Consider the following 23,005-nt stretch of genomic DNA (forward strand, 5'->3'; position numbering starts at 1 on the left):
GCCCGGCAGGGCCGGGCCGCACGGCGGGCCGCATGTCAGCCCTCCCCTCCGAGCAGGTGCTCGGAGGCGGCCAGCCCGGCCATCAAACGCTCCATGAGCTCGTCGTCCGACAGGCTGTCCAGGTCCTCGTCGCCGCCGGACGCCGCGCCGCTCGCGCCGGTTGCCGCCGCCCCGGCCGCCTCCGCCGCCGCGGCCTCCTGCCCGGGGTCGTCGTCCCCGGACAGGCCGTCGAGCAGATGGCGGGCCAGCGCCCGGGCGGTGGGGAACTCGAAGGTGAGCGTGGCCGGCAGGTCCACGCCCAACTGCTCGTCCAGCCGGGTCTTGAGGGCGACCGCCATCACCGAGTCCATGCCGAGTTCGAAGAAGCCCCGTTCCGGGTCGACCTCGCCGCCGGAGTCCTCCCCCAGCACCTCGGTCACCGTCCGCAGCACCCGTTCCAGCAGGACGTCGCCGCGCAACTGCGGGCTCAGGGCGAGCAGTTCGGCCACCAACGGTGGCCGGTCCCGGCCCGGGTCCCGGTCCGGGTCCTGCGCGGTCCCCGCGGCCGGTGAGCCGTCCGAGGGGCGGGCGAGCAGGTCGAGGAAGCCGCGGGCGGTCTGCCGCCGGCAGGCGTCGGCGTACCGGAGCGTGTCCACCCGGGCGACCGCCACGTCCGCGTGGCCGCCGCGCAGCAGGAGGTCCGCTGCCTCGGCGATGTCGCCGGCGGTGAGCGCCGTCAGCCCGCTGTTCTCCATCATCAGCCGGTCCCTGCGGCTCAGCTCGCCGGTGTCGGCCCGCGGCATCCAGCGGATCACCGCGGCCGCCTGTCCCGCGGCGGTACGGGCGGCGGCCACCGCGGACAGCGCCCCTTCCAGCGCTCCCGCGGCGGCCATGCCGGCCGATCCCCAGGACGCCGCGGCGGAGCCGAGGACGTAGAAGAAGTCCAGCGGCACGCCGCGCAGGGCGGCCTCCAGGCGGGCGACGAGGCCGGCGAGCGCCCGGCCGGCGGCCAGGTGCTCCGGTTCGGTGTCCGCCAGGTTGCGTACGGGGGGCGCGGGCGGGGCGACGACCACCCCGGCGACCGGCTCGCCGCCCGTCACCGCGGCCAGGACGTGGGCGTCGCTCGCCCCGTCGTGGCCGGCGGCGACGTCGCGGGCGGACAGTTCGGCGACCTTGACGTCCACCCCGGCCAGCGACATGTCCTCGGCCCAGTCCGCGTCGGGCTCGGCCGGGCCGTCGCCGTCGGCGGGCCGGACCACCAGCAGGCGCCGGGCGCCCGCGGCCACCAGCCGGTCGACGACGGGACGGACCGCCGCGGTCAGCGCGCCGGCGATCACGTACCAGCCCTCCCGGCCGAAACGCAGCGACGGCAGCGGGCCGGACGGGGGGTCGGCCGCGAGCAGGCGCGGCGCCCACCAGGTGCCGTCCCGCAGGACCAGTTCGTCCTCCACCGCGCGGTCCGGGGCCCGGTCCGCGGTCAGGACGGCCGCGGCGGCGTCGAACTCCGCCTCGGTCGCGGCCGGCAGGTCGAGGCAGCCGCCCCACGCGTCCGGCGCCTCCATCGCCATCACACGGGCCAGGCCCCAGGCCGCGGCCTGGCCGCGGTCGGGCGGCGCCGCGCCCGCCGGTTCCTGCGCGCCGCGGGTGACCAGCCACAGCCTGGGCGCGGTCCCGGCGGCCGCCGCCGCCCGTGCGGCGGTCAGGAGCGCGACCGCGGCATCGCCTTCGGGGCCGTCGGACCCGCTCTCGCCGGTGGGGGCGGTCGCGGCCAGCACGATGCCTGTCAGGTCGCTGCCGGGACCGGACCTGTCGGGGGCCGTGGCGACCGCGCGCGCGTCGGCTCCGGCGCGGACCAGTGCCGCCGCGATCCCCTCGGCCGCCGTGGTGTCCCGCGGCGTGGCCGCGGCCACCAGCCACTGCTGCCCCCGCGCGCGCCCGGCGGGCCCGGGCGGTTCGGCCGGCTGCCACCGCACGGTCCAAAGCCGCTCCTCGACCCGGCGCCGTACCCCGCCCGGGACCTCGGGGTCGGCCGCGGGCGCGTACCGCACGCCGCTCAGCTCGGCCAGCACCCGGCCGTCGGCGGCGAGTACCCGCACCCGGCCCGTGTCGTCCGCGTCGGCCACGGCGTGCAGCAGCACCTCTTCGCCGGCGGCAGCGCCGTACGACCGCACCGATCGAGCGGCGGTCGCCGGCAGGCCGGGTCCCGTCAGGCAGGAGGACAGCAGGTCCACGGCCGCGTCGAGCACCGCGTCCGGGAGCGGGGCGGTACGGGGGCGTGCTCCGGCGCCGCCGGGTGCGGCGGTCAGGCGCAGCGCGGCGAGCCGTTCGGTCCCGCCGGATCCCTGCGTCAGCGCGGCGACCTCGAAGGCGCCCGGGGAGCCGCCCGTCGCCTGCCGGTCCCCGCGCCACGGTGCCTGGTCCCCGGGGACGGGCAGCGCGAGACGCGCGCGCAGGGCGGCCGGGTCGACCGGGTCCGGCCGGCCGGAGGGTCGGGTGAGGTCCGCGGTCGCGGCCGGTGCGGCGTCGCGGCCGCCGTGGCGGCCGGAGACGAGGGACAGGGACCAGGCGGTGCCGGTCCTGCGTGCCGCGATCTGCGCGCCCGCCGCGGGTGCCAGGGCGGTCGCGGCGATAAGCGGGGCGTCGAAGGCGACCTCCCGCAGCTCCACCGCGTCACCGCCCAGCAGGTCGCGTCCGGCGGCGAGCAGGAGCCCGGTCACGGCGGCGGCGCCGACCGGGCCGCCCCCGCCCACGGCCCGCCGCACCGGGTAGTAGCGGGCGCCGGGCGTGTCGTACGGGACGACGGGCGCGCCGAGCGCCTCGGAAGTGTCCCGCGCCGGATCGGACGCGGGCTCCGGCGCGCGTCCCGCCGCCGTCGCCGCCGGGACGTCGATCCAGTGCCTGCGGTGCTGCCAGGGGTACGCGGGCAGCGAGACCTGCCTGCCGCGTCCGGCGAGCAGCACGTCCCAGTCCACCGGGGCGCCGTGCGCGTGCAGGGCGGCCGCGGCCCGTACGAGCGCGCCCTCGTCCGCCGGGCCGGCCGGCCGGAGGGCCGTCAGCTCCTCGGCGTGCGCGGCGAGTTCGGCGGCGGCGGAGGCGAGTCCGGCGTCCAGGAGCAGTTCCACGCCTTCGTCCAGCAGCCGCTCGGCCGTGGCGGGTGCGAAGGCGGAGGCGTCGGCGGGTGAACCGGGTGTCCACGCCGCCAGGGCGGGCGGCCGCGAGGCCAGGTGCAGCGGCACGGCGGGCTCGCCGGACAGCCGCGCGCCCTTCAGCCCGCCGGCCACGGCCATCGCGTCGCGCAGCCCCAGCACTCCGGCGACGTGGGCGGCGGCGATCTCGCCGGTCCCGCGCGCGGCCAGCGCGTCCGGACGTACGCCGTGGTCGGCCCACAGCGCGGCCAGGGCGATCTGCGCGCCGACCGCGGCGACCGGTGTCATGGCGGACGCCGTCCGGTCGGCGGGCCCGCGCCGGGTGAGCTCGGTACGGACCGAGGTGCCCAGCACGGCCAGGGCCGCGGCCTCCACCGCGTCCAGGGCGGCCCGGAAGGCGCCTTCCCGCTCGTACAGCGTCCGCCACGGCAGATCGGCCACGTCCGGGCCGAACACGGCGGCCAGGCGGGCCGGTTCGCCGGGCCTGGCGGTCGCGGTGACCGGCGCGGAACGCAAGGAGGCCAGCAGTTCGGCGCGGTCGGCGCCGGTCGCGACCAGCCGGTGTTCCAGGTGGGTACGGCGCACGCCGAGGGTGTGGGCGAGGTCCGCCGGCGCGGGGCCCGCGGGGTCCTCCAGGAGGGCCGCGACCCGGCGCGCGGCCTCGTCCAGTGCGGCCGGGCCGGCCGCGGAGACGGCCAGCGCGTACGGCCGGGAGCTGTCACGCGCCGCGGCCCCGGACCCGGATCGGGACGCGGTTTCGGCGGGCGGCTCGCTGAGCACCACGTGCGCGTTGGTGCCGGTGAAGCCGAAGGCGCTGACGCCGGCGGTGCGCGGCCGGCCGGTCCGCGGCCAGGGCGTGGCCCGGCCCGTCACCCTCAGCCGGAGCCGGTCCCAGGGGATCTTCGGGCTGGGCTCGGTGAAGTGCAGGTGTGCCGGGATCTCGCCGTTGCGCATCGCCAGGACCGTCTTGATCAGGCCGGCCACGCCGGCCGCGGCCTCCAGGTGCGCGATGTTGGTCTTCACCGAGCCGACCAGCAGCGGCCGTCCGTCCGGCCGGTGCGCGCCGATCGCCCGGTCCAGGGCGGTGAGTTCGACGGGGTCGCCGAGGGGGGTGCCGGTGCCGTGCGCCTCGACGTAGTCCACCTCGGCGGGGTGCACGCCGCCCTGGGCGAGCGCGGCGCCGATCACCTCGGCCTGGGCCAGCGCGCTGGGCACGGTCAGGCCGCCTGAGGCGCCGTTGTGGTTGACGGCGCTGCCGCGGATCACCGCGTGGATCCGGTCGCCGTCGGCCCGGGCCTGCGAGAGCCTTTTGAGGATCAGCGCGCCGGCGCCCTCACCGCGGCCGTAGCCGTCGGCGCTCGCGTCGAAGGTCTTGCAGCGCCCGTCCGGGGCGAGCGCCCCGCCCGCCGACATCGCCATGTAGACCGTCGGCGTCAGCAGCGCGTTGGCCCCGCCGACCACGGCGATGTCGCTCTCGCCGGAGCGCAGGCTCTGGCAGCCCAGGTGCACGGCGGTCAGCGACGAGGCGCAGGCGGTGTCGACGGCGACGCTGGGCCCGCGCACGCCGAGGAAGTACGACATGCGGCCGGCGCTGCCGGAGAAGGTGTTGCCGGTGCCGTAGTAGAGGTCGACCTGGTCCGGGGCGCCGGCCAGCATCTGCCCGTAGTCCACGGTGTTGAGGCCGACGAACAGGCCGGTGCGGCCGTCGCGCAGCGCCTGCGCGTCCAGCCCGGCGTCCTCCAGCGCCTCCCAGGCGACTTCGAGGAAGATCCGCTGCTGCGGGTCCATGCTGCGGGCCTCGCGGGCCGAGACGCGGAAGAAGGCGTTGTCGAACCGGTCGATGCCCTCGATGAACGCCCCGCGGCCGGTGGCGGTCCTGCCCGGCCCGGCCTGCCCGTCGTCCAGCAGCCCCGCCGCGTCCCACCGGTCGGCCGGCACGTCACTTGTCGCGTCGACGCCCTGCGACAGCAGCGACCAGTAGGCGTCGAGACCGGGAGCGCCCGGCAGGCGGCAGCTCATGCCGACGATGGCGATGGGCTCGGGAACCGGAGCGGCCGACGCGGCGCCCCCGGACGGCCGGCCGGGCACGGACCGGGGGGCGGGGTCGGGGACGAGTCGCGGTACGGCCGCGGAGGCGGGGACGGCTTCCGGTACGGGCGCCGCTTCCGGTACGGGCGCGGCCACCGGTACGGGCGCTTCCGGCGCGGGCACGGTTTCGGCCGGAACCCGGGCCGGCGCGGCTTCGGCCGGGGCCGATGCGGGTGCGTCCTCGGCGACGGGATGCGGGGCGGGTGCGGTCGCGACGGCCGCGACCTCGCCGAGGATCCGCTCGGTCAGCGCCTCGATGCTGGGGTGCTCCAGGCCCACGCCGGCGGGCAGTTCGACGCCGAACCGCTCGCTCAGCCGGTTGACCAGCTCCACGATGGAGAAGGAGTCGAAGCCGAGCTCGTAGAAGCCGCGCACGCGCGAGAGCCGCTGCCCCGGCACGCCCAGCACCTCGGCCGCGATGCGGCCGACGGTCCGCGCGGCCTGCTCCGGGGCGAGCTCGGGAGCTCGTTCCGTGGCGAGTTGCGGGGCGAGTTGCGGGGCGAGCACCTCACCGGGCCGCACGGATTCGGCGGACGCCTCACCGGGCGGCACGGGCGTCGGTGCGGGCACGGGCCGGGAGGGGGGCGTGGGCGCCGGTACGGGCATGGGCTGCCGTACCGGCGCCTCCCCCGCCGGTGTCACCGGCACCGGCAGGTCCTCGAACGCCGCCACGAGCCGGCGGTCGGCGTCGAACAGGCGGATCTCCGCGCGCAGTTCGCGCGGCGCCCACGCGGCGGAGCCGCCCTGGTCGCCGCGGGTGACGCCCGGCAGCCAGTAGCGGTCCCCCGCCAGCGGCACCGGCGGCAGCGCGACATGCCGGCCGCGCGCCGGGTGGACGGCGGCCCAGTCGACGGCCACGCCGGTGGGGTACAGCGCGGCGAGCGACGCGGCGAGCGTCAGCGCCGCCGACTTGCCGCGGGCCAGCGAGGAGACGACCGGTCCCGAGCGGCCGCGGTGGGCCAGCGCGTCGCGCAGCGGCCTGGTGAGCACCGGGTGGGGGCCGATCTCGATGAACAGGGCGTCGCGCTCGGCCAGCCGCCGGTCGACGGCGGGCCAGAACTGCACGGCGTCGCGGACGTTGCGGCCCCAGTAGGCGGCGTCGGTGACGGGCGCCGTGGTCCCGGGGGCGACGCTGGACAGCATGGGGATGCGGGCGGGTTCGGGGGCCAGGCCGGCCAGACGCTCCTCCAGCCGGTCGCCGTGGGCGTGGACGGCCGGGCTGTGGAAGGCGTAGTCGACACCGAGGGGCATGCAGTGGGCGCCGGTGCGCTTGAGGTGCGCCACCGCGCGGTCCATCGCGGCGGTGGGCCCGGCGATCACCACGGAATGCGGTCCGTTGACGCCGGCGATGACGACGTCGCCGCCGAGCGGGCGCAGCGCGGTGCGCACCTGCTCGGGCGGCAGTTCGACCTGGGTCATCCGGCCGGAGCCGGTCGCCTCCTGCATGATCCGGCCGCGGTCGACCACGAGGCGCACGGCGTCGCGCAGGCCGATCGTGCCCGCGGTGTGGGCGGCGGCGATCTCGCCGACGCTGTGCCCGACCACCGCGGTGGGCGTCAGGCCCCAGGAGGACCACAGGCGGCTGAGCGCGACCTGGACGGCGAAGACGGCGGGCTGGGCGATCTCGGTGCGGGCCAGCCGGCTGTCGCGGGTGCGGGCGATCTCCTCCAGCACGGACCAGCCGGCGAAATGCCGTACCAGGGCGTCGCACTCGTCGAGCGCCGCGCGTACGACCGGCTGGTCGCGGTGCAGGTCCATCGCCATGCCGGGCCACTGGGAGCCCTGGCCGGAGAAGGCGTACACGATCCGCGGCGGCCGTCCGCCGAGCACGTCGCCGTGCGCGGCGCCGTCGGCCTCGCCGGCGAGGTACGCCTCCAGCGCGCCGGCCAGGGCGGGGCCGGTGGTGCCGGTCACCGCGAGCCGGTGGTCGTGGTGGGTACGGCGGGCCGAGGCGCTGTGCAGCAGGGCCGGCAGTTCGTCGGGAGCGGTCCGTGCGAGCACGTCCCGGTAGGCGGCGGCCTGTGCGGACAGCGCGGCCGGGGTCGGCGCGGAGACCAGCAGTACGGGCAGCGGCTCGGGACGCCGGCCGGCCCCGGATTCATCCGCCGGCTCGGCGTCCCGGGCGGGTTCCGTACCGGGGGCGGCGGGCGGGGACTGCAGGACGACGTGCACGTTGGTGCCGGACAGGCCGAAGGCGCTCACGCCGACCAGCCGCGGCCCGTCGCCGGGGAGCGGGGTCGGCGTGGTCGCGACCCGGACCGCGCCGTCGGTCAGCGGGTCTATCGGGTTCTCGATGTTGATCTGCGGGGGCACGACGCCGTGGCGTGCCACCGCGATGCCCTTGAGCAGGCCGAGCACCCCGGCGGCGGAGTCGCAGTGCCCGAAGTTCGCCTTGTGCGAGCCGATGTGCAGCGGCCGCACCGGATCGCGGCCGTCGGCGAACACCGAGGTGAGGGCCGAGACCTCCAGGCGGTCGCCGAGCGGGGTGCCGGTGCAGTGGGTCTCGACGTAGTCGACGTCCCGGGGGTCGACCGCGGCGGCCGAAAGGGCGGAGCGCAGCAGCATCTCCTGGGCCTCGGCGCTGGGGGCGATCAGGCCGGCGCTGTGGCCGTCGTGGACGGTGGCGCTGCCCTTGAGCACCGCGTAGATCCGGTCGCCGTCGGCGACCGCGTCGGCGTACCGCTTGAGCACCACCATGCCGGAGCCCTCGCCGCGGACCACGCCGTCCGCGGCGGCGTCCAGCGGGCGGCAGATCTCGGTCGGGGACAGCGCCTCGATGCGGCTCATGAAGATCTGCAGTTCCGGCGAGAGGATCAGGTTGACCCCGCCGGCCAGCGCGGCGTCGCACTCGCCCGCGCGCAGCGCCTGGCAGGCCAGGTGCACCGCGAGCAGGGAGGAGGAGCAGGCGGAGTTGACCATCATGCAGGGGCCGTGCAGGCCGAAGGTGTACGCGATGCGGCCCGCGCCGAAGCTGGCCTCCTTGCCGCTGGCGTAGTACGGCCCCACGCCCCGCTCCCCCCTGGTCTTGGCCAGCAGGAGGGAGTAGTCCATGCCGAGGATCCCGGTGAAGACACCGGTCCTGCTGCCTTCCCAGCGGTCGCGGGGTATGCCGCTGTCCTCCATCGCCTCCCAGGCGACGGTCAGCAGCAGCCGGTGCTGGGGGTCGATCTCGGCCGCCTCGCGCGGGGTGACGCCGAAGAAACGGGCGTCGAAGCGGTCGATGTCGTCCAGGAAGCCGCCCCGCCCGCAGTACATGGTTCCCTCGGCGCGGTCCTTGTCCAGGAAGCGGGCGTCCCAGCGGTCCGCGGGAACCGGGGAGGTCAGGTCCCGGCCGTCGAGGATCGCCCGCCAGAGGCTGTCCAGGTCGTGCACTCCGCCCGCGTACTGGCACCCGATGCCGACGACCGCGATGTCGCCGCGGCCGGCCGGGTCGGTGGAAGTGGAGGCCGGGTCTTCGAAATCAGGGTGTTCGCGGTTGTCCCGCACCGTCATTCCCCTCGCTCGACGTGTCCGCGGAGCCGGGTCGGCCGGGTGCCCCGCGGGGTTCCCGCGGGGCCTGGTGCTCGGACCGGCCACGATCGACTCACCACGCGATGATTTCATCGAGTGGGGAGTCTATGTATGATGTGGTCGTCCGGTCAACGACGATTAACCCGGAGTGACGAGCCGACGAGGGGATGCCGTGGCCCGGCCCGAGGTGCACGTCTGGCTCGTGGACGTCGACGACGAAGCCGCTTCCCACGCGGCCGCGGCCTGTCTTCCGCCCGCCGAGCGGGACCGGCTCGCGGCGCGCGTCCAGCCGCACCGGCGGCGGGCGCTGTCCGCCAACGCGGCGCTGCGGATCCTGGCGGCGGGCGCCTCCACCGGAATCCTGCCCCTGCCCGAACTCGCCCACGACCCGCGCGGAAAGCCGTTCCTGGCCGCGTGGACGCACGTGCCGCGCGAGGCGGACGAGGTGGACGAGGTGGACGAGGTGGACGAGGTGGACGAGGTGGACGAGGTGGACGAGGCGCCCGGCGACGGCCGGTGCCCGCCGCCGGGCGGGCCCGGCGGCGGGCAGTGGCCGGGCCGCGCGGACGTCACCGGAGCCGCTCCCCCGCTCGCGCTGCGGCTGAGCCTGTCGCACGCCGGCGCCTACGCCGCGATCGCGCTGAGCTGGGCGGGCCCGGTCGGTGTGGACATCGAGGAGTGCGCCCCGCTGCCGGACCGGGAGCGGTTCGCCCGCGGCATCCTGTCCGACGCCGAGCGCGCCGACTGGCGGACCGTCCCGGAGTCCGTCCGCGACGCCGCCGTCGCCCGTGCCTTCACCCGCAAGGAGGCCGTACTCAAGGCCCTGGGCACCGGGCTGGCCGGGGACCTGCGCCAGGTGGCCACCGACCTGCGCTCCGCCGGCCGGGTCCGGGTGCGGGGACTGCCCCGGGAGGCGGGCCCGGCCGGCGTATGGTCGCTGGCCGACCTGGCCGGAGTCCCGCCGGGCCTGCGGGGGGCCGTCGCCGTGCAGTGCCCGCGGGCCGTCGTGCACGAGCACCGTACGACGATCGCCGAGCTGCTGCGGGCCGCCCGGCAGCCGCGCCAGGACGGCGACCCGCTCCCCTGGGCCGAGCCCCGGCCGTCCCGGCCGCAGCGACGAGTGCGACGGCCCCGACCGGCGCGAGCTCCGCGCCCCCCGCGACCACCGCGAACCCCGCGACCACGAGGAGAACGCCCCATGACCGCCACGCCCTTCGCCCACGACCCGGCGGCGCCGGACGACGCCCTGCCGCCGGCCGGGCTGCAGCTCTTCTGCCTGCCGCACGCGGGCGGCAACAGCGTGGTCTTCCGGAGCTGGCGCTGGCTGGCCCCGTACGCCCGGGTGGTGCCGATGGACCTGCCGGGACACGGCAGCAGGCTCGGCGAACCCCTGGCGGAGGACTGGGACCTCCTGGTGGCCGGGCTCACCGACACCATCGCCGCCCAGGTGGACGGCCCTTACGCGCTCGTCGGCCACAGCCTGGGCTCGCTGCTGGCCTTCGACATCAGCCACCGCATGCTCGCCCGGGGGCTGCCGCCCGCGCTGCTGGTGGCCGCGGGCCGCAACGGGCCGAGCGCGAAGCCCGCGTACCCGCCGGTCCACCAGTTGCCCGACGCGCAGTTCGTCAGCGCGCTGCGCAGGCTGGGCGGCATGCCCGACGCCCTGCTGCGCCAGCCGGAACTCCTTCAGGTGTTCCTGCCGCTGCTGCGCGCCGACCTGCGGCTGGCCGAGCGGTACGTGCGGCCCGAGGTCCCGCCGCTGCCGGTGCCCGTGGTGGCCTTCGCCGGCGGCGACGACCCCATGACCGACGACCTGGGCATGCTGGCGTGGAAGCGGGAGACGACCGGCACCTGCGAGCTGGTCTTCCTGGAGGGCGGCCACTTCTTCCTGGACCGCCCGCAGTTCGCGAGCGCGCTGACCGAACGCGTGGCGCGCCTGGCGTATCCCCTCACCGTGTGACGCCCGGCCCGCGAGCGGGGCGGCGGCGAGCCGCAGGCGGGGTACGCGGGGCACGACGGCCGACGACGGCGCACGACGGCAACGGGACGTTCCGCCCGCCGCAAGGGATGCGCCGCCGCTCAGGCGGTCCGACCGCCCCGCCGCCCCGGGCGGGCTACATGCGGTCGCACATGTACGCCTGGCAGGTCCCGCTCATGACGCCGACCAGTTGCCGCCGGCTGAGCGAGGCGGTCGGCTCGGTGTGCGAGACGTAGCGCAGCGCGGCGATGCCCAGCAGGAAGGAGCCGCACAGCGAGGCGCGCAGTTCGTGGCGTCCCTGTCCGACCCTCGCGGCGACCGGGAGCAGCGTCTGCGCGAAGAACTGGCGGATGGCCAGCGACGCGCCGTCGAAGGCGGTCGCCGAGCGCATCAGGGCCACCAGCCGGGGCAGCATGTCGGGACTCTCCCAGTGCCGCACGTACGCCCAGGCGAGCCGTTCGCCGACGGCCTGCGGATCGCCGTCGGCGACGACGGTCATCAGGTCGGGCACGGTGAACACGTCCTGCACGGCCGCCGAGAACAGGCCGCCCTTGGACAGGAAGAAGTGGTGGATCAGCGCGGCGTCCACCCCGGCGGACCGGGCGATCGCCCGCATCGTGGTGCCCTCGAATCCATGCGCGCTGAATTCGGTTCGAGCGGCGTCCAGGATCACGTGCTGGCTGCTCGTCGGCCCGGCCCTGCGTCCGCTGTGCTTCTTCGGCGGGGGGCGCATCTCGTCCTCTCCGACCAACCGAATGACACCCCCTGAAGGCCGCGGGCTGCTGGGTCCGGGCTCATCGTACGGTAAACCCCCGGGCGCGGACACAATGCCGCGGGGGCGGAACCCGACGTCGTCGTCGGGTCCGCCCGCGCGCACTCGCCGGCGCTCCCGTGGCCGCCGCCTCGCCGGCGAGAGTCAGAAGCTCGCCTTCGCCGTCGGTGCCTTGAGTTCACCGAGGAACGGGCGCCACAGGTGCGTCTCGTCCTGCTCCACCGCGGCGACGACCTCCCGCATGGCGGCCAGGGCCTTGGGCTCCTCGTCGTCGTACACGTCGCCCTGGAGCATCTTCAGGACGTCCAGCCGGTAGCGCGGATCCTGGACGAAGGCGGTGAACAGGATGTTCAGCCGGTAGTAGATGGAGATGAACTCGTACCAGTTGTTCACCGCCTTGCGCAGCTTGTTCTCATAGGTGGCGAACCGGGCCTTGGAGAAGTCGCCCGCCTGGTGCGCGGCGATGATGTCGGCGGCCGCGAGCCGGGCGCTGTTGAGGGCGACGCTCACCCCGCTGGAGAAGATCGGGTCCACGAACCGGGCCGCGTCGCCGACCAGCAGGAAGTTGTCGCCGGCGATCCGGCTCATGCCGTAGCTGTAGTCGCCCTCGGTCTTGAACGGCCTGACCTGGTCGGCGCGCTTGAGGGCGTCCAGCAGCTCGGGGCGGCTGGCCACGGTGTCCCAGAAGAACTCCTCGCGGTTGGAGGCGACCTCCTGGAACCGCTTCTTCTGGGTGACGACGCCGATCGAGGTGATGGTGTCGGTGATCGGGATCTGCCACACCCAGGTGTCGGTGATCGGCAGGAAGTGGATGAAGATGAAGTCGGCCTGGCCCTTGTTGGGGTTGAGCGAGTCCCGGTCGAAGTTGTCGAACCAGGTGTGGATCGCGTACTGGTTGAAGACCGGGTCGTTGACCTTCACCTTGAGCTGGTTGCCGAGCAGGGTGCGGCGCCCGCTGGCGTCCACCACCATGCGGGCCGTCACGTCGGTCGTGCGGCCGCCGATCCTGGCCTTCAGCACCGGGAACTCGCCGTCGAAGTCGATCTTGCTGATCCGCACGCCCTGGTGGACGACGGCCCCCAGGCTCTCCGCGTGCTTGAGCAGGATCAGGTCGAACTTCCCGCGGTCCACGTGGTAGGTGAAGTCGCGGTCCACCCCGGGCTGGTCGCGCTCCTGGAAGCGGATCTCGGCGGTGCCGAAGCTGTGCGGGCCGACGTTGTAGCCCAGCGGGTTGATCTCGCGGGTCTCGCCGGAGGTCCACGCGGCGCCGTACTTCTTGGGAAAGCCGGCGGCCTCGACGGCCGGCATGGCGCCGATCTCCAGCAGGACCGGAGTGGTGGCCGTGACCAGGGACTCGCCCACGTGCTCACGGGGGAAGTTCTCGGCCTCGAAGACCGCGACCGACAGGCCGGCCTTGGCGAGGTAGGAGGCCGTGGTGGAGCCGGCCGGCCCACCACCGATGACCGCTACATCGAAGTCTGTCGTCACGACGATCTCCTACTCCGTGAAGGGGGTGCGGGTCTGAAACGGCACGACCGGCGTCGCCGGTCCGGTCGGGGGCGCCTGGACGTCGCGGGTCGGCCGGATGTCACCGGCATTCAGGCGGCCAGCAGTTCGGCGACGAGGCCACTGATGCTCTCCAGGTCTCCGAAGTACTTGCCGGTGATGCGGGTCGGCGGCACGGAGACCCCGAACTCCTCGTGGATGTACGCCAGGAGCCGTCCGGTGTTGCGGGAGTTGAGAATCCCCAGCTGCAGCAGCGGCGTGGTCCCGTCGAGCTGGGAGTCGCCGTCGATGTCGTCCAGGAAGTTCTGGCGCACGTACTCGGTGATCTTCAGGAGAATCTCTCCCTCACTCACGGCGGTCGTCACGGTTCCTCCTCGGGTCGGCCCGGGGGCCTCGAGCCCCAGCCGGTGGAAACCGTGGGCTGACCTCCCCGGTGCGCAGCGTTCTCCTCGCGTTGAATTCTACAATCGATGAGATCCGGGTCAACCCCCGGCCCGTGCGAGGGACGCCACAGCGGGCCGCACGGGCGGGACCGCCGGAAGGAACCGGCCGCACCGGGCACGCGCGGCCGGGAGGGCGGGCCCGGGGCGGCAGGCGGGGCGGACACGCAGGAATCAGGGAGCAAGGAGCGGGGAGCCGGACGAGCGCGGCGGGGCGGAACGGGCGCGCGGCGAGCGGGAGGTGGCGGGCGGCTGTTCGCGGCGGATCCACCGCGTCCACCGCCGGACGCGGTGCGGACCGGGACGATCGGGGGCGGCGGCCGGGCGCGGCAGCCGACCGGCGGCGGGGTCAGACGGCCTCGGCCTGGTCCCCGCCCAGCGACTGCGCGTTGTCGGCGATGCGGGTGAGCGCGGCCATCAGGTCGCGGATCTCCTCCTCGCCCATTCCGGCGGTCAACTGCTTCTCCAGCAGCCGCAGTTCCTCCTCGACGGGCTCACGCAGGGCCCGTCCGGCATCGGTGAGGTAGAGCCGCACCAGGCGGTTGTCGCGGTCGTCGCGGCGGCGGGTGAGCAGACCCGCGGCGGTCATGCGGTTGGCCATCTTCACGATGGTCGGGGTGGTGACGTGGACCGCGGTGGCGATCGCGCCGGGGGTCTGTCCGTCCTCCTCCCACAGCGCCGCGAGCACCAGGTTCTGGCCCAGGTGCAGGCCGTGCCGGCGCAGCGTGGTGTCGGTGACGCCGCGGAAGGCCTTGGAGGCCCGCGTGTACACGTCCATGAACTCGCTCACGCTACTACCTCCGGTCATCGGCAGGGGCGGCCGCACCCGCCACCTCATCCTAATCCGCGGGACGACACGTCACTAGCCAGCGAATAACTTGACGGCTATCGATCGGCACCCTAGAGTCGGTTTCGACGCTAGCCGGCAACTGATGTTCTCTCGTCCCCAGCCAGGAGGCAACGTAATGAGCTCACCCAGCGCGCCACCGGGGGCCCCGGCGGCCGGCCTGGATCCACGTCGCTGGACCATGCTGATAGTCGCCCTGGTGGCCATGTTCATGGCGATCTTTGACTTCTACGTCATCAACATCGCCACTCCCTCCTTGCAGTCGCAGCTCCACATCGGCGAGGCCACCCTCGAACTGATCATCGGCGGCTACACCTTCACGTACGCCAGCCTGCTGGTGACCAGCGGGCGCTGGGGCGACATCTTCAGCTACAAGCGGCTGTTCATGCTCGGCATGGGCCTGTTCACGGTCGCCTCGCTCGGCTGCGGCGTCGCGCAGAACGGCACTCAGCTCGTCATCGTCCGGCTGATCCAGGGCATCGGCGCGGCACTCATGGTGCCGCAGGTGGTCGCCTTCATCACGGTGACCTTCCCGCCGCCGGAGCGGCCCAAGGCGCTGTCCTGGTTCGGCGCCACGGTCGGCCTGGCCGTCGTCGCCGCGCAGATCCTCGGCGGGGCTCTGCTGTCCGCCAACGTGGCCAGCCTCGGCTGGCGGGTCATCTTCCTGATCAACATCCCGATCGGCGCGGTCACCCTGCTGCTCGCGGCCCGCCTGCTGCCCGACACCAAGGCAGCGCGCAAGCCCAAGCAGGACGTGGTCGGCAACCTCGGCATCGCGCTGACCCTGGGCCTGGCCATCCTGCCGATCGTCATCGGCCGCTCCGAGCATTGGCCCGTCTGGGGCTGGATCATGCTGGCCGCCTCGGCGCCCATCGCGGTCGCCACGGTGATCTACGAGAAGGGGCTGCCGGCCAGGGGCGGCGAGCCGATGCTGGACCTGCGGCTGTTCACCAACCGCTCGTACAGCGTGGGCGTGCTCACCATCGTCGGCGTGATGACCTTCTACGCCGGGTTCATCTTCGGCATGACGATGTTCCTGCAGTTCGGCCTCGGGCTGTCGCCGGCCAAGGCCGGTCTGACCTTCGGCCCGATGGGTCTGGGCTTCGCGTTCAGCTCCTTCATGGCCCGCCCGATGCTGATGAAGTACGGCGTCAAGGTGATCAACCTCGGCCAGGTGCTGCTGGTGCTGAGCACCGTGGTCCTGCTGGTCGAACTGAAGGCCTCGGGTACGGACACCAAGGCGTGGGAGATGGTCATTCCCATGGTCCTCGGCGGCATGGGCACCGGTGTCACGCTGCCCGCGCTGACCGGTGTGGTGATGTCCAAGGTGCCGCCGCAGCAGGCGGGTGTCGCCTCGGGCCTGCTGTCCACCGCGCAGCAGTTCGCCAACACCATCGGTGTCGCGGTCTTCGGCGTGATCTTCTTCAACGCCCTGGGCAGCACCCCGAGCAAGGCCCACTACGTGCACGCCCTGGAGGTCGTGGGCGGTACCGGGATCGGGCTGAGCCTGGTCACCCTGGCGGCCACCTTCCTGCTGCCGCGCGGTCCGATGGGCCCGCCGCCGGGAGCCCGCCCGCCGGCCGGCGCTCCGGCCGCGGCCGCACCGGCCGGCGCCGCCTCCGGCGCCACCGCCGACGGCAAGTAGCACTGCCTCCGCGAGGACGGCGCCGGGGAACCGTTCTTCCCCGCGGCTCCGGCCCCGTCCCGCACCGAGCTCGGCCCTGTTCTCGAGTCCCCCGTCCGATGACAGGGCCGAACCCCGGCACACCCCCGGTGCCGGAGCACGGCCCGGCCCCGCTTCCCCGGTCACCCCCGTCCGGGAAGCGGGGCCGTTGGGTTTTTCCGGCCCGATTTCACTCCACATTCGATGAGTTTCCCTGTCGGGCATTACCGGACATATGACTCGTCCATATCGCACGTCTGCTTGTCATACCGTCACCGCCGATGAGACGCTTTCACATGCGAGCCTCAACAATCGTTGATTTCCATCACGAGAGTGAGCGGGGATGAGCAATCATCAGGCGGACATACTCCAGGCGACCGTGCTCGCCGACATCGGCCTCGTACTGGTGGTCGGGGCGTTACTACTGAAGCTCTGCCGCTGGGGCCGGCAGCCGGTGGTCGTGGGCGAGATCGTGGCCGGGATCGCGCTGGGACCCAGCCTGCTCGGTCTGCTGCCGGGCCATCCGACCTCCCGGCTGTTCCCGGCGGACGGACGGCCGTACCTGTCGGCGATCGCCCAGGTGGGGCTGCTGCTGTTCATGTTCCTGCTGGGCTGGGAACTGGAGCCCGCCAACCTGGGCCGGTCCAAGAGCTCCGTGGCCGCGGTGACGCTGGGCAGCATGGCGCTCCCGTTCGCGCTCGGCCTCGGGGCCGCCGCCGTCATCTACCACGAGCACAGCACGGTCGACGGCCGCCATGTGAGCTTCGGCGTGTTCGGCGTGTACGTCGGCATCTCCATGGCCATCACGGCCTTCCCCGTGCTGGCCCGCATCCTGGCCGACCACCACCTGGGCGGCACCCGCATCGGCGCCCTCGCACTGGCCAGCGCCGCCGTCGGCGACGTGCTGGCGTGGTGCGCGCTCGCCGTCATCGTCGGCGCCACCACCTCCAGCGGCATGGGCCAGTTCGCCACCACCACCGGCGGCGCGGCGGTCTACGTGGTCGTGCTGGCCGGCGTGGTGCGCCCGCTGCTGCGCCTGGGTGTGGACCGGGCGCTGCGCCGCGGGGGCGGCGCCCAGGGCCCCGCGCTGTACACCGCGGGCCTGGTCGCGGCCGGGATCTTCTTCTCCTCGTACGCCACCACGCGCATCGGCATCCACCCGGTCTTCGGTGCCTTCGCCTTCGGCCTGGTCATGCCGCGCGAGCCGCGCCGCGAACTGGAGCAGTACATGTTCCGCCCCTTCCAGGGGATCAGCCGGGTGCTGATGCCGGTGTACTTCGTGGTGACGGGGCTCGCGGTGGACATCAGCGGGCTGCGCGGCCGGGACTGGAGCGACCTGGCGCTGCTGGTCGCGGTGGCCTGCGTCGGCAAGGTGCTCGGCGCCGGTGTGCCGGCCCGGCGGCTGGGCATGTCCCGCCGCGACTCGGTGGGCGTCGGCGTGCTGATGAACGTGCGCGGCCTGACCGAACTGATCATCCTCAACATCGGGCTGAGCCTGCACGTCCTGGACGACCGGCTGTTCACCGTGATGGTCCTGGTGGCGCTGCTGACGACCGCGCTGGCCGGACCGCTGCTCCCGGTGCTGCTGCCCCGGCCGCCCGGCGACCGCGACGCCACCGCGCCCGGCGCCCGTACGGCGGCGGGCTCCCCGGGCGCCACCGGCCGCAGCAACGACCTGTCGGCCACCGGCTGACCGGCGCGGCACCGGCCGGACGGGGCCGGGCCGGGCCGGGCCGGACACGAAGCGTGCCCCGGGCGCTGGGACCGCCCGGGGCACGCTGCTGTGGGTCGCCGAGACCGTCAGTGGACGGCCGGCGGCGGCACGTTGGTCAGGTTCTCCTTGGTGAGCATGGTGCGGAACTCGGCCGGGGCGATGGTCTTGGTCCAGGCGAGCGCCTTGAGCCGCTTGCTGAGGGTGAAGTGGTAGAAGCGGTCGTCGGGGTCGGCGAAGCCGTACAGCGGCGGGGTGAACGGCGCCTCTTCCAGGGCCTTCCAGATCCGGTCGGCGGCCGCGCCCGTGGTGAGCCGGCCCTCACGCACCTCCTCGGTCCACGCGAAGGTCTGCTCCAGCAGCTCCGGCAGGCCGCCCGGCAGGGCGAACCAGAACGCGCCGTCGTGCCGCCGCTCCGTGCGGCTCCAGTCGCCGTCGCCGAGCGCGTGGTTGCGGTTGCTCTTCAGCGACAGCGCGCCCAGCATCGACCACAGCAGCCACACCCGGCTGAAGGCGTTCCACAGCCGGAAGTCGCGGGTGGCGACCCGGGCCGCGGCGATGATGCGGTCGTTGAAGGCGATCAGCTCGGACTGGAAGGCGGCCACCTGCGCGAACCGCTGCGGCGACCAGTCGTCGGTGCGCGCCGCCTCCACCAGCACCGGCGCGAGGGCGTAGACCATCTCGCCGGCCATCGTGACGTCCCGCGACAGGAAGAAGTCGTTGCGGCTGGCCGAGCGCTCGAACAGGAAGTGCCGGTTGCCGACGGTCTCGGCGACCGTGCGCTGCCAGAGGATGTCCTCGGTCCACGGCGTCGTGGCCACGGCGCCGGAGAACGTCTCCCGCAGCTGCGGGAACCGGTCGATCAGCGCGCGGAAACCGGCCTCGGGGTCCTTCGGCAGGTCGCTGAAGGCATCGGGGTCGACGCTGACGGTGACCGAGGCCCGCGCGGTGCCCGCCTCGGCGTGGTTGTCGAAGTGGACGACCTGGATCCAGCCGCCGTCGAACAGGTGGCTGATGGTGCCCTGCGACCAGGGGGCCGCCTTGGGGTAGTCGGACAGCGGGACCCGGTCCTCGAACTGCTGGACACCGCTGAAGTGGGCCGTCATCACCCTGGAGCGGGTGCGCAGGCGCGCCACCGGGTCGGGGCCGCCGAGCTTGGCGATGATGGGCGAGTCCATGCCGATCGAGTCCACCAGGTAGCGGGCCCGGTAGCTCGCCCCGTCCGCGGTGGTGACGCTGACGCCGTCCCCGCCGGGCAGCGGGGCCATCCGGCTCATCACCCGGCGGTGCCTGGGCACCTTGGCGCCGTAGGCGCGGGCCACCTCATGGGCGTACGCGTCGACGTCCGGGCGGAACATGTGCCACTCGGAGTGCTCGCCGGGCACGTTGAACTGGACGCTGTGCTCGGGGTTCTGCGCGCGCCCGGCCCGGTGGTACAGGAAGCTGAGGCTGCGCTTGACACCGCTGGTGCGCCGGACCCGGTCGGGCAGGTCGCAGGTCAGGCCGAATGCGGCGAGCTCGGGCATGTCGAACCGCCGGGCCAGGGTGAAGAACACCTCGGCCGTGTAGGGAACGGTGGTCTCCCCCGCCGGGACGGCGCCGTCGGCCTCGCTGTCCACCAGCAGGACGCGCAGCCCGTGCCGGGCCAGGACGGCGGCCAGCAGGTTCGACGCGAGATGAGCGCCGACGAGGGCGACGTCGTACTTCTCCTCGGGGTCGGCGAATTGCTGCCGGCCGTCGTCCATCGTGCTCCTCCAGTGGTGAGTCGCTGACGAGCTGACTTGGGATGACCGGGCCGGCCGTCCCGCTGTGCGGGCGGCCGGCCGGGGGTGCGGGCGGGCGGGACCGGCGGGACCGGCCGCGCTCGGCCGGCCGGTACCGCCGCCACTGCCCCGCCGCGCCGGTCAGAACAGCTTCTTGCCGCGCAGCCGGGACTTGATCGCCGCGCGCATGTTCGCGGTGAGCATGCGGGCCACCTGCGGGTCGCCCTCCTTCGCCGCCCACCGCACCAGGTTGAGCATGTTGCGGGGCGAGGGGATGATGAACTTCACGTCGCGCTCGGCCAGGCCGAAGCCCTTGGGGAAGTAGTCGGCCCGCTGGATCTCCTCGTACAGCAGGTCGGTGGCGTCGGCCGCGGTGGTGGCGCCCGCCTCGACCGCGTCGGTCTGCTTGACCATCAGGTTGTGCAGCTCGGCGAAGCCGTCGTTGTCGGGCCAGTACAGGCCGACGTGCGGCACGTCCTCCAGCGCGGTGAAGTGGTCGTCGCGGCCGTCCTCGCGGAATTTGGTCAGCGCCTCCTGCATGCGGTAGGTGCCGGCGTTGGCGCCCCAGCCCCAGATGCGGAAGACCGCGGACCACAGGCCGTAGTCCTGCCAGGAGATGAAGGCCGCGTTGACCAGCTCGTCGTTGCAGTCGAGCATCGTCTGCTGCAGGCGGTCGACGTGCTGGAACCGCTCGCCCGAGAAGTCGTCGTCCTTCACGGCCCGCATCAGCCGCCAGGCCAGCACGTTGACCGCCTCGGCGGTGTTGGACAGGCCGCGCGAGAACAGCGGGTCGATGAACCCGGCCGCGTGGGACAGCAGGCACCAGCGGTCGCCCGCGGTGGCCTTCGAGGAGTACTGCAGCCGGTCGGTGGAGATCCACTCGCGCACCGGGACGCAGCCCTCGTACTGCCGGGCGATGTCCGGGAAGGGCGCGCACAGGCGGGCGAAGTCCTCCTCCGGGCTCATGCCGGGGATCTTGGGGTACTTGCGCGGGTCCACGGTCATACCGATGCTGCACAGCGGGTTCGTGGACCACTTGTTGTTGTCGAAGGCGATGACCCACGCCCAGCCGCGCTCGAACATGTGGTGGACGGTGCCCTCGTACCACGGCGTCGGGGGCTTGAGGTCGTCGTTGATGTGGGTGAACAGCTCGTCGGTGCGCTTGACGTTGAGGGCGTGGTTCCACATGGACCGCGAGTGGTGCTTGAAGCGGACCGGGTCCTCGCGCAGGTCCAGCTTCGTCGCCAGCGGCGAGCGGAAGCCGGAGGCGTCCACGATGTAGCGGGCCCGGAACTGGCCGCGCTTGCCGCTGAGGGTGACGCCGGAGCCGTCGAAGTCGACGTCGTCGACGATGAAGTTCTGCCGGATCTTGGCCCCGTACTTGGCCGCGACCTGGAACAGGTAGTAGTCGACGTCCTGGCGGAAGTAGTGCGCCGCCTCGTGGAGCACCTGCGGCGGGGTGCCGAACTCGTTGACCTCCAGCGGGTTCTGCGGGGCCCCCTCGTGGTGCAGCAGGAAGCCGAAGTGCCGCTTGATGCCGAACCGCGGGCCGAGCGCCTTGGTGGTGTCGGTGAACGAGGCGAGGGCGGCGATCTCGGGTACGTCGTAGCGCTCAGCCAGCGTGCGCAGCGTGAGCAGGGTGTACGGGATCGTCGACTCGCCGATCGAGAACCTGGGGTGCTGGCCGCCGTCCAGGAGCAGGGTGTTGACGCCCTGCCGGGCCAGGATGGCGGCGAGCATCGAGCCCGCCATGCCCGAACCCAGGATCGCCACGTCGTAGGTGACAGCCTCCGACGGTCCGGTGTCCATGCCGAGTTCCGTAGCTGTGGTCACGTCGCCCTCTCCTCGTCGATTCTTTGCGTCGTGTTCGGTGGTGCTCACGGGGGTAGCGGGGGCCGCCGCGGTCGCGGGCCGGCGGGTCACCGGCGCAGCCGCGGGAGCAGGTTGCGCAGTCGCTCCTGGACCAGGCCGCCCATGGCGCCGTGCAGCACGTGGCCGACTTCCTCGGGGGCTTCGGAGCCCGCCCATTTGGCGGCCTGGACCATCTTGGGCGGGGTGACGTAGACGTACCGTTCCTTGGGATCGCCCATCTTGAAGGCCGAGGGCATGTAGTCGGCCTGCTGGAGCACGGCGAACAGGCGGTCCGCGGCGGTTTTGGGGTCCAGCGCGCCGGTCTCGACCTGCTGGCACAGCTTCACCGCGGTGCCGCACATGTCGTTGAAGCCGTCGCTGATGGGGAACGGGGAGCCGGGGTAGCGGGTCTGCTCCAGGTTGCGGAAGACCTCGTCGCGGCCGTGGCCGGCGAACTCGAAGTAGGCGTTCTCCAGGTTCAGGGCGGCCAGCATGGTGCCCATCGCCCAGGTGCGGAAGACCGCGTTCCACAGGTCGTAGTCGCGGAAGGAGACGAACGAGGTGTAGACGAGGTCGTCGTGCACGTCGAACAGGCCCTGCTGCAGGTCCTCGACGTACTGGAACCGCTCCATCGCCCAGTCGCCGTCGCGGGAGGCCTCGATCAGCCGCCACGCCAGGGCGTTGACCACCTCGAAGGAGTTGGTCAGGCCGCGGGAGTAGAGCGGGTCGATGAACCCGGCCGCGTGCGAGGTCAGGCAGAAGCGGTCGCCGATGACCTGCTTGGAGGAGTACTGCAGCCGGCCGGTGGCCACCCACGGCCGGGCCGCCCTGGCCTCCTTGAACTGCTCGGCCACCGCCGGGAAGCGCCGCAGGAAGGTGTCGAACTCCTCCTGCGGTCCCATGGCGCCGGCCGGGTGCACCCGCGGGTCGAGCGTGAGGCCCACGCTGCACAGCGGGTTGAGGGAACCCTTGCTGTTGTCGAAGGGGATCACCCACAGCCAGCCGCCGTCGAAGACGTGGTGCAAGGTGCCGTCGTGCCACCGGCTGGGCTGGCCGTGCCTGCTGCCCGAGTCGGTCTGGTCGAACGGCTTGACGCCCAGCATGTGCGTGAACACCGAGCGCGAGTGGGTGCGGGCCCGGGTGGGCTCCTCGCGCAGGCTGAGCCGCTCGGCCAGCGGCGAGCGGAACCCGGAGGCGTCCACGATGTACTCGGCGTGGAACTGCTCGCCGGAGTCGGCGTGCAGCACCACTCCGGTGCCGCCGTCGATGTCGACGTCGGCGATCTTCACCCCGGTCCGCGCGTCGGCGCCGTACTTCAGCGCCACGTTGAACATGTAGGCGTCCACGTCCTGGCGGAACAGGTGCGTCTCGGTCTGCAGCGCGACCGGGAGGACCAGCTGATTGGCCTCGACCGGGTTCTGGGCGAGGCCCGGCCGGTGGTAGACGAACCCGAAGTTCTTCTTCCAGCCGCAGTTGCGGGAGATGTTGTTGCGGATGTCCTTGTAGGTGGACATGTTCGCGATCTCCGGCACGTCGTAACGCGCCGAGATCAGCCGGACGAGCGCCGAGGTGTACGGGATGGTCGACTCGCCCACCGCGAACCGCGGATGCAGGCCGGCGTCCACCAGCAGGGTGCGTACGCCGTTGCGGGCGAGCACCGCCGCGAGCATGGACCCGGCGATTCCCGCGCCCAGGATCGCCACGTCGTACCGCTGCCCGCCGGCAGGGGCGTCGATGGGGTTGCTCATAAA

11 protein-coding genes are annotated in these 23,005 nt (G+C 73.6%); 3 read left to right on the plus strand and 8 right to left on the minus strand.

Features of this window, described 5'->3' with window-relative positions:
* Positions 1–35: 35 nt before the first annotated feature.
* Positions 36–8,699: a type I polyketide synthase gene (locus K7G61_RS24575; protein ID WP_225849139.1), complete on the minus strand. Its 8,664-nt coding sequence runs from the start codon at positions 8,697–8,699 to the stop codon at positions 36–38.
* A 196-nt stretch (positions 8,700–8,895) separates the two neighbouring features.
* On the opposite strand from K7G61_RS24575, the gene K7G61_RS36585 reads away from it, so the two are divergent.
* Positions 8,896–10,683 carry a thioesterase domain-containing protein gene (locus tag K7G61_RS36585; protein WP_308190691.1) on the plus strand — a complete coding sequence of 596 codons (1,788 nt, stop codon included), beginning with the start codon at positions 8,896–8,898 and terminating at the stop codon, positions 10,681–10,683.
* Between the two features lie 154 nt (positions 10,684–10,837).
* Here the strand turns inward: K7G61_RS36585 and K7G61_RS24595 are convergent, their stop codons facing one another.
* The 4 genes from K7G61_RS24595 to K7G61_RS24610 all read right to left on the minus strand — a co-directional run bounded on the left by K7G61_RS24595 (position 10,838) and on the right by K7G61_RS24610 (position 14,209).
* Positions 10,838–11,434: a TetR/AcrR family transcriptional regulator gene (locus K7G61_RS24595; RefSeq protein WP_225849140.1), complete on the minus strand. Its 597-nt coding sequence runs from the start codon at positions 11,432–11,434 to the stop codon at positions 10,838–10,840.
* Between the two features lie 183 nt (positions 11,435–11,617).
* Positions 11,618–12,961, minus strand: coding sequence for an NAD(P)/FAD-dependent oxidoreductase (locus tag K7G61_RS24600; RefSeq protein WP_225849141.1), 1,344 nt, complete (start codon positions 12,959–12,961; stop codon positions 11,618–11,620).
* Between the two features lie 110 nt (positions 12,962–13,071).
* Positions 13,072–13,344 (minus strand): phosphopantetheine-binding protein, encoded by a 273-nt coding sequence (locus tag K7G61_RS24605; RefSeq protein WP_225849142.1) that lies wholly within the window; start codon positions 13,342–13,344, stop codon positions 13,072–13,074.
* A gap of 424 nt (positions 13,345–13,768) precedes the next feature.
* On the minus strand, positions 13,769–14,209 hold the full coding sequence (locus K7G61_RS24610; protein WP_225849143.1) for a MarR family winged helix-turn-helix transcriptional regulator: 441 nt from the start codon (positions 14,207–14,209) through the stop codon (positions 13,769–13,771).
* 175 nt (positions 14,210–14,384) lie between these two features.
* On the opposite strand from K7G61_RS24610, the gene K7G61_RS24615 reads away from it, so the two are divergent.
* Both K7G61_RS24615 and K7G61_RS24620 read left to right on the plus strand, forming a co-directional pair.
* On the plus strand, positions 14,385–15,911 hold the full coding sequence (locus K7G61_RS24615; protein ID WP_225849144.1) for an MFS transporter: 1,527 nt from the start codon (positions 14,385–14,387) through the stop codon (positions 15,909–15,911).
* 361 nt (positions 15,912–16,272) lie between these two features.
* Positions 16,273–17,622, plus strand: coding sequence for a cation:proton antiporter (locus K7G61_RS24620; protein ID WP_225849145.1), 1,350 nt, complete (start codon positions 16,273–16,275; stop codon positions 17,620–17,622).
* Positions 17,623–17,729: 107 nt separating this feature from the next.
* Here the strand turns inward: K7G61_RS24620 and K7G61_RS24625 are convergent, their stop codons facing one another.
* The 3 genes from K7G61_RS24625 to K7G61_RS24635 form a co-directional block, all read right to left on the minus strand.
* On the minus strand, positions 17,730–19,385 hold the full coding sequence (locus K7G61_RS24625; RefSeq protein WP_225849146.1) for an NAD(P)/FAD-dependent oxidoreductase: 1,656 nt from the start codon (positions 19,383–19,385) through the stop codon (positions 17,730–17,732).
* A gap of 159 nt (positions 19,386–19,544) precedes the next feature.
* Complete coding sequence (locus tag K7G61_RS24630) at positions 19,545–21,236, minus strand: NAD(P)/FAD-dependent oxidoreductase (protein ID WP_225849147.1); 1,692 nt, start codon at positions 21,234–21,236, stop codon at positions 19,545–19,547.
* Between the two features lie 86 nt (positions 21,237–21,322).
* Positions 21,323–23,002 carry an NAD(P)/FAD-dependent oxidoreductase gene (locus tag K7G61_RS24635; RefSeq protein WP_225849148.1) on the minus strand — a complete coding sequence of 560 codons (1,680 nt, stop codon included), beginning with the start codon at positions 23,000–23,002 and terminating at the stop codon, positions 21,323–21,325.
* Positions 23,003–23,005: the final 3 nt, after the last annotated feature.

The organism is Streptomyces sp. HPF1205 (genome assembly GCF_020400825.1).
In the GTDB taxonomy this organism is placed as follows: domain Bacteria; phylum Actinomycetota; class Actinomycetes; order Streptomycetales; family Streptomycetaceae; genus Actinacidiphila.